This is a genomic window from Empedobacter falsenii, from assembly GCF_013488205.1.
Classification (GTDB): domain Bacteria; phylum Bacteroidota; class Bacteroidia; order Flavobacteriales; family Weeksellaceae; genus Empedobacter; species Empedobacter falsenii_C.
In genome coordinates this window covers 3,681,022-3,693,738 of the sequence record NZ_CP040908.1, presented here as the reverse complement: position 1 = coordinate 3,693,738, position 12,717 = coordinate 3,681,022, and the positions used below count along the sequence as shown (strand labels likewise).

Below are 12,717 nucleotides of genomic sequence, written 5' to 3'. Positions count from 1 at the left end.
TTTATTTCTTTATCATTTCCAAATATTTAGGTGCTTGTTCCTCTAAAATTTCTGTGATTTTATCGTATTTGTTTTCTTTTACGAGTTTCTCCAATTCAAAATTCGCATAACAATATCGCACATAATCGGTGACTTTATTTTCTGGAATATTTAAACTTTCGATGAAATAATTTGAAGTGAAATAATTCTCTAAATCTTTGATTTTATCTACCTTTTTGAAATACTCGTTTTGTTTTTTATCTTTTTTCTTTTGCCCAGAAATAGATGCTATCCACAAAGAAGGATCCAACAACCCGTTATTATTAATTGTAGAAGTCATGTTAGGATTTATCTTTCGGAAGCGCAAATTTGGATCAAAACCCAAATTCAAATTATCATACAATTCATCTACTTTTCCGTGTTCTAACTTGATGTTATTCTTAAAATTTTTGTCTAATGTATTAATTCGCGCTTCAGCTAGTTCAATCGTTTCAATATTCAAGTGAATCATCAGCATTCCTTTTGCTAAAATATCCGATGTAATTTTGATTTTTCGGTCGATATAAAAATCATGTGTAATCACCAATTCATCTCCAACTGATGCTTTGATCGAAAACATTCCATTTTCGTTTGTCAAAACTCTGGCATTAGTCATTTCATTCAAAATTAAAATATGATCCACAGCATCTTGCCCAACAACGCCATCATCAATGACCACTTTTCCAGTAATCAAAGTTTTTTGCGCAAAAGAAAAAGTGCTTATCAAACCAAAAATTATAACGTATAAAATTTTATTCATTCTTTTGGATTTTTGACAAATAAATCGGTGCTTGTTCCTCTAGAATCTGAGTTATTTTGTCGTAATTATTTGCTGTGACCAATTTGTCTAATTCAAAATTAATATAACAATACTTTACATATTCACTGACTTTATTTTCTGGAATATTCAACGTTTCAATGAAATAATTTGGGGTAAAATAATTCTCCAAATCTTTTATTCTATCTTCTTTTTTGAAATATTCGTACTGTCTTTTTTCTCGCTTCCGTTGACCTGAAATTGCAGTAATCCATGCCGCAGGATTCAATAATCCAAAACTTCCAATATTTGATGTAGCATTAGGATCAATTTTTCTGAAACGCAAATTAGGATCAATTCCCAAATTCAACTGTTTGTACATTTCATCAACTTGGTCATATTTGAGCTTGATATTGTTCTTAAAGTTTTTGTCTAACGTATTAATTCTCGCTTCAGCAAGTTCAATTGTTTCAATATTCAAGTGAATCGTCAGCATTCCTTTTGCTAAAATATCCGATGTAATTTTGATTTTTCGTTCGATATAAAAATCGTGCGTAAAAATCAATTCATCTCCAACAGACGCCTTAATCGAAAACATTCCACTCGCATTTGTAAACGCTTTCGCATTCGTCGATTCATTTGTCACCAAAATATTGTCCACCACATCTTGCCCAGCAATTCCATCATCAATCACCACTTTTCCGGTAATCAAAGTCGTCTGCGCAAATGTAAAAACGCTCAACAAATTCAATAATATAATGTATTTTATTCTACTCATTTTTCTTCATTTTTGCTAAATAAATTGGTGCTTGTTCCTCAATTATAAAAAGAATTTCATCAAAATTATTATCTCGCAACAATTTGGGAAAATCAAAATTTGAATAACAATAATCCAAAAACTCGTTTATTTTTCCTTCAGGAATTTTCAAATCATTCACAAAATAATAGGTCGTAAAAAATTTATGTAACGCCGACAATTGATCTTCTTTCACAACTTTTATCGGAACAGGATTTTTCATTCGCTTTTTTGGACTTTTAAACACATTTAACAACCCAAGCAAATTAACTCCACCAACTTGTTTAATCGTTCTATTCACTCTTTCCTCATCATGTTTAAGATTCAGTTCCGCTTTAAATTCTAGAGAAGTAAAACCTGCTTCATCATTCAATTTTTCTTGAAATGATTTTTCTTTTCCCAAATTTTTGAGCGAATTTTTATCCAATTTCGAGATATTCGCTTCCTTCAATTCAATTACTTCAATATTTACGTGAATCATCACAAAACCTTTCGTAATCGTGCTTTCAGAAACTTTTAATCTTCTTTCTTCAATTCCCGTATGTTTGATTAACAATTCATCATTCAAATTCACATTTATCGAAAATAAGCCAACATTATTCGCTTTTGTTTTGGCTTTTGTCGTTAAGTTTTCAATCAAAGTTCCTTCCAAATCAATAACTTCATCTGCATCATCCACAATAATTTTTCCTGTAATTAAAGTACTTTGAGCATAGGCAGAAATACAAAAAATATAAAAAAAGCTAAGAAGTAAAGTTCTTTTCATTGGCATTTTAAAATATGATTAAAAATAATCGAGAAAACAATTGAAAATCAATATTTAACTCAACTTTATCTAAAGTTGATAATTTGTTAAAAAAGTAAATTATCGTTAACGTTTTTTAGTTGTTGTATTAAAATTTTTCACACTTATAACTCCATATCTTGTCGCGATAAAAGATTATTTTTGTCTAAATTTGAAACTATGGCTAAAACAAAAACTACATATTTCTGCCAAAACTGTGGCACGCAAACCTCGCAATGGATGGGACAATGCAAAAGTTGTGGCGAATGGAATACCATTGTTGAAGAAATTGTGGACAAAGGCGACGAAAAAAAATCGTGGAAAGATAAATCGGATAAAAAAGAGAAAACTTTTGCACTGAATATCCGAGAAATAAATCCATTAGGAGAAATAAGAATTTCGACAAAAAACCAAGAATTAGACCGAGTTTTAGGTGGTGGAATTGTTCCTGGATCAGTGATTTTGGTTGGTGGAGAACCTGGGGTTGGAAAATCCACATTAATGTTGCAAGTAGCCTTAAAGTTAGATACGATTAAAATCTTATATGTATCTGGAGAAGAATCTGTTTCACAAGTAAAACTTCGTGCTGAACGAATTGGAATTGAATCGGATCAATGTTTTATTTTACCTGAAACCAATACGCAAAAAATATTTGCTCACGCCAAAGAAATTCAACCTCAACTGATTGTTGTCGATTCTGTTCAAACACTTCAAACAACTTATGTAGAATCGTCTCCAGGAAGTATTTCTCAAATTCGAGAAACAACTTTTGAGCTAATTCAATACGCAAAAGAAACTAACACACCGATTATTTTAATTGGTCATATTACAAAAGAAGGTGTAATTGCTGGTCCAAAAATTTTGGAGCATATGGTAGATGTTGTGTTACAATTTGAAGGTGATCGCAACCATATTTACCGAATTTTACGTGCAAATAAAAACCGTTTTGGCTCAACTGCAGAAATTGGAATTTACGAAATGCAAGGTGCTGGTTTGCGCGAAGTGACAAATCCATCTGAAGTATTAATTACAAAGAAAGATGAATTATTGAGCGGAAATGCAATTGCAGCAACTTTGGAAGGTGTTCGCCCGATGTTAATTGAAATTCAAGCTTTGGTTTCTACGGCGGTTTATGGAACTCCGCAACGTACGGCGACTGGTTTTGATGCCAAACGATTGAATATGTTGTTGGCAGTTTTAGAAAAACGTGCTGGGTTCAGACTGAATATGAAAGATGTTTTCTTGAATATTACAGGCGGAATTCGAGTGGATGATCCTGCAATTGATTTGGCTGTTATTGTGGCAATTCTTTCATCGAGCGAAGATTCTGCTGTTCCAGATAATTGTTGTTTTGCAGGAGAAGTTGGTTTGAGTGGAGAAATAAGAGCTGTAAATCGTGTTGAACAACGCATTACCGAAGCCGAAAAATTAGGTTTTGATGCAATTTTTGTTTCAAAATACAATAAAATAAAAGATACAGATTTTGGAATTCGAATCGTTAGAATTTCTAAAGTTGAAGATTTATATCGCATGTTATTTCAATAACTTATGAAGAATATTTTTAAAATTAGTTTTATCAAAACTATTATTTTCAATTTTGTCTATTTTAAATTTAGTCAAGCAATTAAATTCCCTGTAATAATTAGCTCTAATTTTAGACTAAAATCTTTACATGGTAAAGTGAATATTCCAATTGATTCTCCTTTTGGATTAATAAAACTTGGTTTTGGAGATGTTTTGATTTTTGATCGAAAATTATCAAAAGGTATATGGGAAAACAAGGGAATAATAAATTTTATTGGTCGATCAAATATTGGTCACGGCTCTAAAATTTCAGTGAGCAAAAGTGGTAGTTTAACATTTGGTCAAAATTTTAACATAACTGCTGAATCTTCTATTGTATGTTACAATAACATTAGTTTTGGCAATAACTGTTTATTATCATGGGATATTCTTATTATGGATACAGATTTTCATAAAATTTATAATCAAGATAAGTCACTTATTAATCCTAATAAAGCAGTAAACGTTGGTGATAACGTTTGGATATGTAATAAAGTACAAATTTTGAAAGGTTTATCTATTGCAAATGGCTGTATAGTAGGAAGTAATACCGTTGTAAGTAAATCATTAAAAATAGAAAACGCTATATATAGTGGAAATATAAATACACCTATCAAAGAAAATATTTCTTGGGAAATATAATTTTTTGATTAACAGTATTTTTTTTTACTTTTATTTCAAACAAAAAAACATTATTATGGATTATTCTAACCAATCTACTCAAGATTTTAATCAACCTCAACAATCTTCTTTTGAAGAAATTAAACCAAAACAAGAAAACAACCTTGTTTTAGCAATCATTAGTACTGTTTTAGGGCTTTGTTCTCCTTGTTGCATCGGTACTATTGTGGGTATTATTGCAATTGTTTTTGCAAATCAAGTGAATACAAAACACAATATTGGCGATTATACAGGTGCTGAACAAGCAGCTAAGAATTCTAAATTATTAGCTTATGTTGCAATTGGTTTAGGCGTAATTGGTGTTATTATCAATGTTGTGATGTTAATTACAGGAGGTATGGATGCCTATATGGAGCAATATAAAAGTATTTTAGAAAGCTCTAACGGAAATTAATCATATGATAAAACGGATTTTGGTTTATGGACTAGCAACGCTTTTACCCATTTTGGTAATTGTCTATTTTTATAGTTATTACAGCAACCAAAATCCGTTTTCTATCAAATGTATGTTTCATGAAATAATAGGTTTATGGTGTCCTGGCTGTGGTGGTCAACGTGCTCTTTCCTTGCTTGTTCACGGGCATTTTTTACAATCGTTACGCTACAATCTTATTTTGCCTTTTGCACTTTACATTTGTGTACAATTGTATTATGCTATTGTTGGAAATATTTTTTTAGGCAAACCAATGTCAGGCAAATTACATCTCCCTGCAAGTTTTGCGCGAAATTTCTTAATCTTCCTTTTGATTTATTCTATTTTGAGAAACATTCCTCTTTCACCTTTTATATATTTGGCTCCAGAGAGTTAGAATCAAAAAAAAATCAGAGAACTATTCCTCTGATTTCTTATTTGTTGTTCGTGGATTTTGGCGCTCCTCGCCTTCTTTCAATTCTCCTCGACGTATTCTATTTTTGTCCGAATCTTTATCGTCATTTGGTAAAGAAACGGGTTGATTTGCCTCACCTAAAACCCATGTTTCAGTCGCATCCCACATCGCTCTAATTTTGATTGGCTCTGGATACAAATAAATTGGTTCTGGTTGTTTACCTGATAAGTAATCGCCTGTATCCCATTTTCCATTTTCATTTTCATCAACCAATAAACGGAATAAATATTCTCCCGGTTCAATAAAATTAAATTCGAAATAGTTTTTATTTGCTGGATTATATAATTCTTCAATTACTGTAAAGTCTTTATCAGTTTTTAGAAATTGTAGGATAAATGGTTTGCTTGGAGTATTTTGAAGCGTTAATTTCAAATGTCCAAAATCGCCACGCGTTCCCATTTTTATTGGATAAGCAAGCGTATCATTCTTCTCTCCTAACACATCTGTCAAAGCATTTGGATAAATATTAACTTCAAATTTTTCGTCTAAATTTTTATCAAAAGCAAAATTCAAGTTCTGTGCATTCACTGTATCAATGGAAACTTTGAATGGAATTGAAACTGTATCTTTAAACACATAAATTTTAGATAAATCCAATGATTTTATTGGCGCATTTGCCTGAATTTTAAATGGTTTATTTGGTGCTAATTTTTGATCATTTAATGCTTTAAATTCTAATTTTCGTTCTGTATTCGATTTTGAATATAATGCACTTACTTCATCTATTTGATCTTTATGTTGAACCTTGAAATTCAATTTAGCGCTTTTTCCTATAATTGTATCCACCTTTGGATTAAACCAAAAGTTAATCGAATCTTGTTTTGGAAACTTCTGAATATAAGCCGTTTTAAATTCTTTTCCTACCGGTGTTATCGTAACATCATCCGTTGCGCCAGTCGTTTTAAAAACAATTAAACCTTCTTGTTTAAAACTCGCTTCAGGTTTACGATAAGCTGGTTTTTGATTGAATAAATTCAAGTTGATTTGTTGATTTGCATTCAACTCAATTGGTTCGTTATGAAAAGCCAAGCGCTCTTTCCCATAATCGTACATCACATTTTCTACCTTATCCTCAAAAGCAATCAATTTATATTTGCCCGAAGCCAAATAATTTAATTGATATTCTCCTTTATCATTGGCTCTAGCAATGTAATATGGTTTCTTTTGCAGAATAATGCTGTCTTTGTATGTACTATCTATTTTATATAGCCCGACCAATATCTTCTCTGGCAATTTGAAATCATAAGACGAATTTACTCGACCTGTCACCTTCAACGAATCAATAAAACTACCTGTCGAAAAAACATATTGAAAGTTTGACAACTTATTATTTTCATTAAAATCTTGAATCGCATCACCAAAATTGAAACTATATGTCGTATTTGGCAACAATGGTTCTTGAAATTTAATCGAAATGTTTTTCTTCGCTAAAGCTTGCGGCGTCACAATTGGTGGAATTTGAAACGATGGCGAAACAACCACATTTTTGCTGTATTCTTTCAGAAGAATGTACTCATCAAAGTTGATTATTGCCTCTTGCAAATTGACATCTACATTTGTTGCCAACGTATCTGGATCAGCTTTTAGGAAAACTGGCGGAGTTTCATCTTTAGGTCCTCCCGTTGGTGAACCTTGTCTTGCACAAGAAATAACCATCAAAATGGTTAACATCAAAAGCGAAAAACGTGTCGTCTTATTCATGGGCGCAAGTTAAGAAAAAGCTTGTTATTAAGCACAAGCAATGGTAATTACACTTATCTTAAAATTTTCTGAAAGATTAAACTTTTTAATGGCTGATGCAATTGTTGCGCCAGTTGTTAACACATCATCAATCAAAATATAATGTCCTGGTTTAAGATTTGGATTGATTTCAAACGCATCTTTCAAATTTTCTAATCGATGTTTTTTGTCTTCATTTACTTGAGATGAATTGTATTTTGTTCTGATTAATCCATCCGAAAAATAATTAATCTGGTTGATTTCTGCCAACGTTCGCGCAAAATCTTCTACTTGATTGTAGCCTCTTGTTTTCAATCGTTTTGGATGCAACGGAATCGGAATAATTCCGTCATAATCACTCAAATCAAACTTAATCAATTGTGCTAAATCAATTCCAATTTCTGGGCGGTTTCTATATTTCATTTCATGTAAAATGGCTTGTGTGGTATTATGATGTTTAAATTCTAACAAAGAAAATGCATTTTCGACCTCGCAAAAATTTCTCAATTTATCATAAGCACGATTATTTTGATCAAAATTAAAATGCGTAAAAACGAGTTTTGTTGAGCACGAAACACACAGAAATTGCGAAGGTTGAATGACGTCTTGACAATCCAAACAACGCATCGGAAAAAATAAATCAACCAAAGAATTTACGATTGTTTTGATTTCCATTACCTTTGCAAATTAAAGTTTAGTACTAAATTTAATGAAAATCATTCGACTTACAAAAGCTTTTACGTTCGAAACTGCACATGCTTTGCATGGTTATGACGGAAAGTGTAAAAATATACATGGACATTCGTACAAATTATTTGTAACTGTGAAAGGAACACCTTCTGAAGACACAAACGATGTGAAACTTGGAATGGTGATGGATTTTGGCGATTTGAAAAAAATTGTGAACAAAGAAATTGTTAATCTTTTTGATCACGCAATTTTATTGAACGAAAATTCGCCTCACAAAACATTAGGAGAAAAATTATTAGCAGAAGGTCACAATGTTGTTTTTACAGATTATCAACCGTCTGCTGAAAATATGATTTTATGGATTGTGGATAAAATCAAGCCTCTTTTACCAACGAATATCGATTTGGTTGCTTTGAAATTACACGAAACTGAAAATTCTTATGCAGAATGGTTAGCGGAGGACAACCAATAAACATTCAGTTAGAAGCTGGTAAAAAAGCCTATTTTTCTTCGGATCATCACTTTGGTGCTCCGAATGAAAAAGATAGTTTGGTGCGTGAAAAATTGTTTGTAAAATGGCTTGACGAAATAAAAGACGATTGTGGTGTTTTATTTTTAATTGGCGATTTATTCGATTTTTGGTTCGAATATAAACACGTTGTTCCGAAAGGATTTGTGCGTATTTTAGGAAAATTAGCCGAAATTTCTGATCGTAGAATTCCTATTTATTTCTTTGTTGGAAACCATGATTTATGGATGAAAGATTATTTGGAAGAACAAATCAATGCGATTGTTTTCCGAGATAAGCAGGATTTTATTATCAATGGGAAAGAATTTTTTATTGTTCATGGCGATGGAAAAGGTCCTGGTGATAAAGGCTACAAACGCATGAAAAAGGTTTTTACAAACAAAGTTTGTCAATTTCTTTTTTATCTACTTCATCCGGATTTGGCAATGTGGTTGGGAATTACAGCTTCGCGAAAAAATAAAATGATTTCGGGTGACGAAGATGTTAATTTTTTGGGCGTTGACAATGAATGGTTAATCATGTATAGCCGCAAACAATTGCATCGAAAATACTACGATTATCTAATTTATGGACATCGACATTTACCAATGGAAATTGCGATAGGCAAAGCGCGTCATATCAATCTTGGCGATTGGATTAACTACTTTACTTATGGTATTTTTGATGGAAAAGAATTCGTATTAAAAACTTACCTCCGTAATCAAGGAGAAGAATCTCGGGATTCTATCATAAAAATTATAGATTAGCAAGCAAATCATAAAAACCCAAAGAAATGCCTCTTTTAGCCATTCTATTTTGGGTTTGCTTTCGCTAAAATATCTTGTTAACATCAACATAATGCTAAAACCTAAGAAGGCAAGATAAGCATCATTATTCCCTCCGTAAAGAATATACGTAATCAGCATTGTTCCAAACATAAAATGCATCAACAAAAAGATTCGTTTCTTTTGCGCTGTCAATTTATTCACATTCTTGAAATGATTAACGATTGAATAAACTAGTATGATTGCAATTGGAATTAAAAACAATTGTTTCCATTCGAAATGCACTATCGTTAGCATCAATTGTTCTTTATAAAAATCGAACATAAAGTAATAATCGAGCAGAAAACTAACTTGAGCAACGATTAATATTGGAAGAATAAATCCTAGAAAACCAAGAATAGGAATTTTTGGTTCTACAACTCTTAAAGTCAAGAAATAAGTAAAAACTACAATTCCTAAGAAAATAAGTGGCGGACTTAATAAAATTGCAAAACTCATAAAAACGCCTATATCAAAAGCATTGTACGTATCGTTTTTTTCGGACTCAAAATAGAGTAATTGCACTGTTACATAAGTCACAAGCAACAAACTTCCAGCAATTCTATAATCTGATAAACCTGCAATAAAAGGCATTATCCACAAAATGTAAGTAAAAGTTGGATAGGAAGAAGTCGAAATTAAATCATTCGTATTGTCGATATACCCCACAAAAGCAATCGTCAAAATCGTCAGGATTACACCTAATTTTTCTAAATTACTCAGATCAATACTGTTAAAATTAGTAACTCCAAGCAACGTAAACAACACAATGATAAAAATCTGTATAAAAAAATTCCTTTTGTCAAGTAGATTAACCAACATTTTATTAACTTTGATGCAAATTAAGCAATAAACTAGAATATGGGAGTTATAACTGATTTATTTTTTGCGATTGGTGATATTTTCAAATGGACTTTTGAAAACTTATTATCTCCAGTTGGTGTTATCTTTGGATGGTTATTTACATTCATCGGATGCGCATTACTTGGATGGTGGTTATATAAAATCGCTAGCTTTGGAACCGAAAATGAAAAAAGATACGAAAGATAATTTATCTTATATTGTATAAAATATATTTTCGAATTAATTCGAAAAACCTCTTATAAATTTTATAAGAGGTTTTTTTTGTCTCCTAAACGTAGAATAAATCCTATTTTTCTACGTTGTAGAAGAACGACTTGTAGATCGATAATTAAATTTTTTGAATTACTAAAACTAAACATACACGATAAAATGGATAATAATTCTACTCAACAAGAGAATAATGAAATTGACTTTGGAAATGTAATTTCTAAATTCTCTAAATCATTTGAAAAATTATTTATTAAGCTAATCCAGTTTATTACTTATTTAAAATCAAAAAAATACATATTTCTATCTTTACTTTTATTTGGTGGAGTAGTTGGATATGTATTAGATAAAATGACAAATAATTATGAGTATAAATTATTTGTAAAAGCAAAATATGGGTATGTTGATAATCTATATAATAAGGTTGATTTAATCAACGCTAAGTTTGCAGAAAAGGATACTATTTACTTAAAAAAGCATGGTTTGTTTTACAATGGAATCTCAAAAATAAAAATTGAGCCAGTAGTGGATCCTTATGAATTTGGAGGAAGAAATGAAGCTAATCTTGAGTTGATGAAAACCTTTTCAGAAGATATGGATTTGAAAAAAATTGTAAATGATGTTGAATTCTATAAAAATTATCCTAATCATTCAATTATTATACAGTCTAATCATCAATATCCAATTGATAAATTTGAAAAAAGTTTATCAAATTATTTAAACAATAATCCTTTGCTTAATGAATTGAAGAAAATTAATTTAGAGAATGATTATGATAAGTTAAAATTCAATGAGAAAACCATGTCTCAGATTGATACTATCTTAAATTCTATAGCTAAAAATAAAGGAAGTCAATCTCTAGTTATAACTGCTGAATCTCAAGTTGGGGATATGCTAAAGATGAAAGACAATTTAGCTAAAGAATCAACCTTTATCAAAATTGGTATATTTGAAGGTAGTGATTTTTACAAAATAATAGATAGTGAAGATTCTTTCAAAAAACTGAAATCTAATCAATTGAAAATCATTTTACCTATTTTTATTTTGTTTTTTACTTTTTTCTATTACTTATTTGCTTATCTAAAAAAATCAATTACAAAAAGAATCACAGAAAAATCATAGATGATTAGTTTAGAGAAAATAAAGCATCTAAAGAATTCTAAACTTTATGAAAGTTTTACAACGAGTGGATTAACATTTATTTTCAGAATACTTGGTATGGGACTAAGTTTTTTGATTATTCGAGTTATTGCAAAAAACTTTGGTATCGAAACTTTTGGTAGTTTTTCCATCATTCAAACAATTGTCAATGTATTATTAATCATTTTTACATTGGGAATACAAAATACATTATTGATTGAATTTAATCGACAAGAGCTTGATCAAAATAGCTTGTTTTCTTTTGTAAATCATACATTCAAGCTAGTCTTTTTTTTCATGTTGATTCCTTCTATTCTACTAATTTTTTATGCAAATTTTCTCGCCAAAAGTTTCAATGATACTAGTTTAGCTAATAGTTTTCGCTTGTTAGGTTTCTTTTTGTTTCCTATTTTGGCTCACGATATTATTGTTTATTATTTTATTGCAACAAAAAATTATTTCAAGTTTGGATTTTTCATGTTCTTTCTACCAAATTTTTTGTTTATAATATCATTATTTTTCTTAAATAATGAAGATAAAAACATTACCAATATTAGTCTAATTTATTTTATAAGCTATCTAGTAACTTTCTTTATTGAATACTCTAGTATTTATCTGAAAAATAAAAAAAACAGGTCTTATATACCGCCTTATAAAAGCATACTAAAAAGATCTATTCCGATGATGATAAGTTGGTTAATGCTATATTTATTAAGTTGGACAGATGTTATCTTGCTAGGAATAATGTCCGAACCGAAAGAAGTAGGGGAATATAATTTAGCATACAAAATAGGTTCATTGTTATTGATATTTTTAAGCACTTACACTGCTGTTGCTCTTCCTAAAATGTCTGAATACTTTGAAAGAAAAGAAATTCATTTACTCAAAAAATATTTAAAGAAATCAAGCTTAAATCTAACTTTAGTTTGTTTACCTTTTTTCTTAATTTTATTATTTTTTGGAAATTTCGTCATTTCTTTCTTTGGAGAAACAAGTTCTAATACTGTCCAAATATTAGTCATTATATCAATTTCAAGTATGCTTAGTGTATTTTTTGGTTGTGTCGATCAAATCTTAAATATCTCGAACAATCAAAATACATTACTCAAAATAAATCTTTTTTATTTTGTAGCGAATATTATACTAAATATTATTTTGATTACATATTTTGGTGCGTTAGGATCAGCTATTGCAACCTTGGTAATAACTATATTAATGAAATTAACTTGTATCTTTTTTATTAACAAAAAACTTGGTTTTTTACCAATTGGAATTTAGA

General features: G+C 30.2%; 15 protein-coding genes. 9 read left to right on the top strand and 6 right to left on the bottom strand.

The window, feature by feature from the left end:
• Nucleotide 1 precedes the first annotated feature (1 nt).
• Genes FH779_RS17215 through FH779_RS17205 form a run of 3 tightly spaced genes read right to left on the bottom strand, consistent with a single transcriptional unit; the run spans nt 2 to nt 2,337 of the window.
• Nucleotides 2–778 carry a hypothetical protein gene (locus tag FH779_RS17215; RefSeq protein ID WP_180905563.1) on the bottom strand — a complete coding sequence of 259 codons (777 nt, stop codon included), beginning with the start codon at nt 776–778 and terminating at the stop codon, nt 2–4.
• Nucleotides 771–1,553 carry a hypothetical protein gene (locus tag FH779_RS17210; protein ID WP_180905562.1) on the bottom strand — a complete coding sequence of 261 codons (783 nt, stop codon included), beginning with the start codon at nt 1,551–1,553 and terminating at the stop codon, nt 771–773. Before FH779_RS17210 ends, FH779_RS17215 begins: the two co-directional genes overlap by 8 nt.
• On the bottom strand, nt 1,546–2,337 hold the full coding sequence (locus FH779_RS17205; RefSeq protein ID WP_180905561.1) for a hypothetical protein: 792 nt from the start codon (nt 2,335–2,337) through the stop codon (nt 1,546–1,548). Before FH779_RS17205 ends, FH779_RS17210 begins: the two co-directional genes overlap by 8 nt.
• A gap of 198 nt (nt 2,338–2,535) precedes the next feature.
• On the opposite strand from FH779_RS17205, the gene radA reads away from it, so the two are divergent.
• The 4 genes from radA to FH779_RS17185 are packed head-to-tail and all read left to right on the top strand — an operon-like array spanning nt 2,536 to nt 5,408.
• Nucleotides 2,536–3,900: a DNA repair protein RadA gene (radA, locus tag FH779_RS17200; RefSeq protein ID WP_038336016.1), complete on the top strand. Its 1,365-nt coding sequence runs from the start codon at nt 2,536–2,538 to the stop codon at nt 3,898–3,900.
• A gap of 3 nt (nt 3,901–3,903) precedes the next feature.
• Nucleotides 3,904–4,560 carry an acyltransferase gene (locus FH779_RS17195; protein WP_038336017.1) on the top strand — a complete coding sequence of 219 codons (657 nt, stop codon included), beginning with the start codon at nt 3,904–3,906 and terminating at the stop codon, nt 4,558–4,560.
• Between the two features lie 55 nt (nt 4,561–4,615).
• Nucleotides 4,616–4,993 carry a CD225/dispanin family protein gene (locus FH779_RS17190; protein ID WP_038336018.1) on the top strand — a complete coding sequence of 126 codons (378 nt, stop codon included), beginning with the start codon at nt 4,616–4,618 and terminating at the stop codon, nt 4,991–4,993.
• A gap of 4 nt (nt 4,994–4,997) precedes the next feature.
• Nucleotides 4,998–5,408 carry a DUF2752 domain-containing protein gene (locus FH779_RS17185; RefSeq protein WP_084106918.1) on the top strand — a complete coding sequence of 137 codons (411 nt, stop codon included), beginning with the start codon at nt 4,998–5,000 and terminating at the stop codon, nt 5,406–5,408.
• 21 nt (nt 5,409–5,429) lie between these two features.
• Here the strand turns inward: FH779_RS17185 and FH779_RS17180 are convergent, their stop codons facing one another.
• Complete coding sequence (locus tag FH779_RS17180; protein WP_038336019.1) at nt 5,430–7,187, bottom strand: Ig-like domain-containing protein; 1,758 nt, start codon at nt 7,185–7,187, stop codon at nt 5,430–5,432.
• Nucleotides 7,188–7,214: 27 nt separating this feature from the next.
• Nucleotides 7,215–7,880 carry a ComF family protein gene (locus FH779_RS17175; RefSeq protein WP_038336020.1) on the bottom strand — a complete coding sequence of 222 codons (666 nt, stop codon included), beginning with the start codon at nt 7,878–7,880 and terminating at the stop codon, nt 7,215–7,217.
• A gap of 34 nt (nt 7,881–7,914) precedes the next feature.
• Between FH779_RS17175 and queD the strand changes: the two genes are divergently transcribed.
• Together queD and FH779_RS17165 are read left to right on the top strand one after the other, a co-directional pair.
• Nucleotides 7,915–8,367, top strand: a complete 453-nt coding sequence (gene queD / locus FH779_RS17170) for a 6-carboxytetrahydropterin synthase QueD (protein WP_180905560.1) — start codon at nt 7,915–7,917, stop codon at nt 8,365–8,367.
• Nucleotides 8,343–9,170 carry a UDP-2,3-diacylglucosamine diphosphatase gene (locus FH779_RS17165; RefSeq protein ID WP_052217843.1) on the top strand — a complete coding sequence of 276 codons (828 nt, stop codon included), beginning with the start codon at nt 8,343–8,345 and terminating at the stop codon, nt 9,168–9,170. The genes queD and FH779_RS17165 overlap by 25 nt, the downstream gene beginning before the upstream one ends.
• Here FH779_RS17165 and FH779_RS17160 read toward each other — a convergent pair.
• Entirely contained in the window at nt 9,105–10,049 is a 945-nt protein-coding gene (locus tag FH779_RS17160) for a DUF6427 family protein (RefSeq protein WP_038336021.1), read from the bottom strand. The genes FH779_RS17165 and FH779_RS17160 overlap by 66 nt on opposite strands.
• A gap of 39 nt (nt 10,050–10,088) precedes the next feature.
• Between FH779_RS17160 and FH779_RS17155 the strand changes: the two genes are divergently transcribed.
• The 3 genes from FH779_RS17155 (at nt 10,089) to FH779_RS17145 (ending at nt 12,716) form a co-directional block, all read left to right on the top strand.
• The gene (locus FH779_RS17155) at nt 10,089–10,277 is read left to right on the top strand and encodes a hypothetical protein (RefSeq protein ID WP_038336022.1); all 189 of its coding nucleotides are present in this window, start codon (nt 10,089–10,091) and stop codon (nt 10,275–10,277) included.
• A 183-nt stretch (nt 10,278–10,460) separates the two neighbouring features.
• A complete protein-coding gene (locus tag FH779_RS17150; protein ID WP_038336023.1) occupies nt 10,461–11,420 on the top strand; it encodes a hypothetical protein in 960 nt (319 codons plus the stop codon).
• Complete coding sequence (locus FH779_RS17145; RefSeq protein ID WP_038336024.1) at nt 11,421–12,716, top strand: oligosaccharide flippase family protein; 1,296 nt, start codon at nt 11,421–11,423, stop codon at nt 12,714–12,716. It begins immediately after the preceding gene.
• The last annotated feature ends 1 nt before the right edge of the window (nt 12,717 follow it).

Bases quoted from the DNA above. Each gene is read 5' to 3' on its own strand.
- FH779_RS17160 (WP_038336021.1), bottom strand. From the start codon at position 10,049: ATGTTGGTTAATCTACTTGACAAAAGGAATTTTTTTATACAGATTTTT.
- FH779_RS17145 (WP_038336024.1), top strand. From the start codon at position 11,421: ATGATTAGTTTAGAGAAAATAAAGCATCTAAAGAATTCTAAACTTTAT.
- FH779_RS17165 (WP_052217843.1), top strand. From the start codon at position 8,343: ATGGTTAGCGGAGGACAACCAATAAACATTCAGTTAGAAGCTGGTAAA.
- FH779_RS17195 (WP_038336017.1), top strand. From the start codon at position 3,904: ATGAAGAATATTTTTAAAATTAGTTTTATCAAAACTATTATTTTCAAT.
- queD (WP_180905560.1), top strand. From the start codon at position 7,915: ATGAAAATCATTCGACTTACAAAAGCTTTTACGTTCGAAACTGCACAT.
- FH779_RS17175 (WP_038336020.1), bottom strand. From the start codon at position 7,880: ATGGAAATCAAAACAATCGTAAATTCTTTGGTTGATTTATTTTTTCCG.
- FH779_RS17210 (WP_180905562.1), bottom strand. From the start codon at position 1,553: ATGAGTAGAATAAAATACATTATATTATTGAATTTGTTGAGCGTTTTT.
- FH779_RS17180 (WP_038336019.1), bottom strand. From the start codon at position 7,187: ATGAATAAGACGACACGTTTTTCGCTTTTGATGTTAACCATTTTGATG.
- FH779_RS17155 (WP_038336022.1), top strand. From the start codon at position 10,089: ATGGGAGTTATAACTGATTTATTTTTTGCGATTGGTGATATTTTCAAA.
- FH779_RS17205 (WP_180905561.1), bottom strand. From the start codon at position 2,337: ATGAAAAGAACTTTACTTCTTAGCTTTTTTTATATTTTTTGTATTTCT.
- radA (WP_038336016.1), top strand. From the start codon at position 2,536: ATGGCTAAAACAAAAACTACATATTTCTGCCAAAACTGTGGCACGCAA.
- FH779_RS17150 (WP_038336023.1), top strand. From the start codon at position 10,461: ATGGATAATAATTCTACTCAACAAGAGAATAATGAAATTGACTTTGGA.
- FH779_RS17185 (WP_084106918.1), top strand. From the start codon at position 4,998: ATGATAAAACGGATTTTGGTTTATGGACTAGCAACGCTTTTACCCATT.
- FH779_RS17190 (WP_038336018.1), top strand. From the start codon at position 4,616: ATGGATTATTCTAACCAATCTACTCAAGATTTTAATCAACCTCAACAA.
- FH779_RS17215 (WP_180905563.1), bottom strand. From the start codon at position 778: ATGAATAAAATTTTATACGTTATAATTTTTGGTTTGATAAGCACTTTT.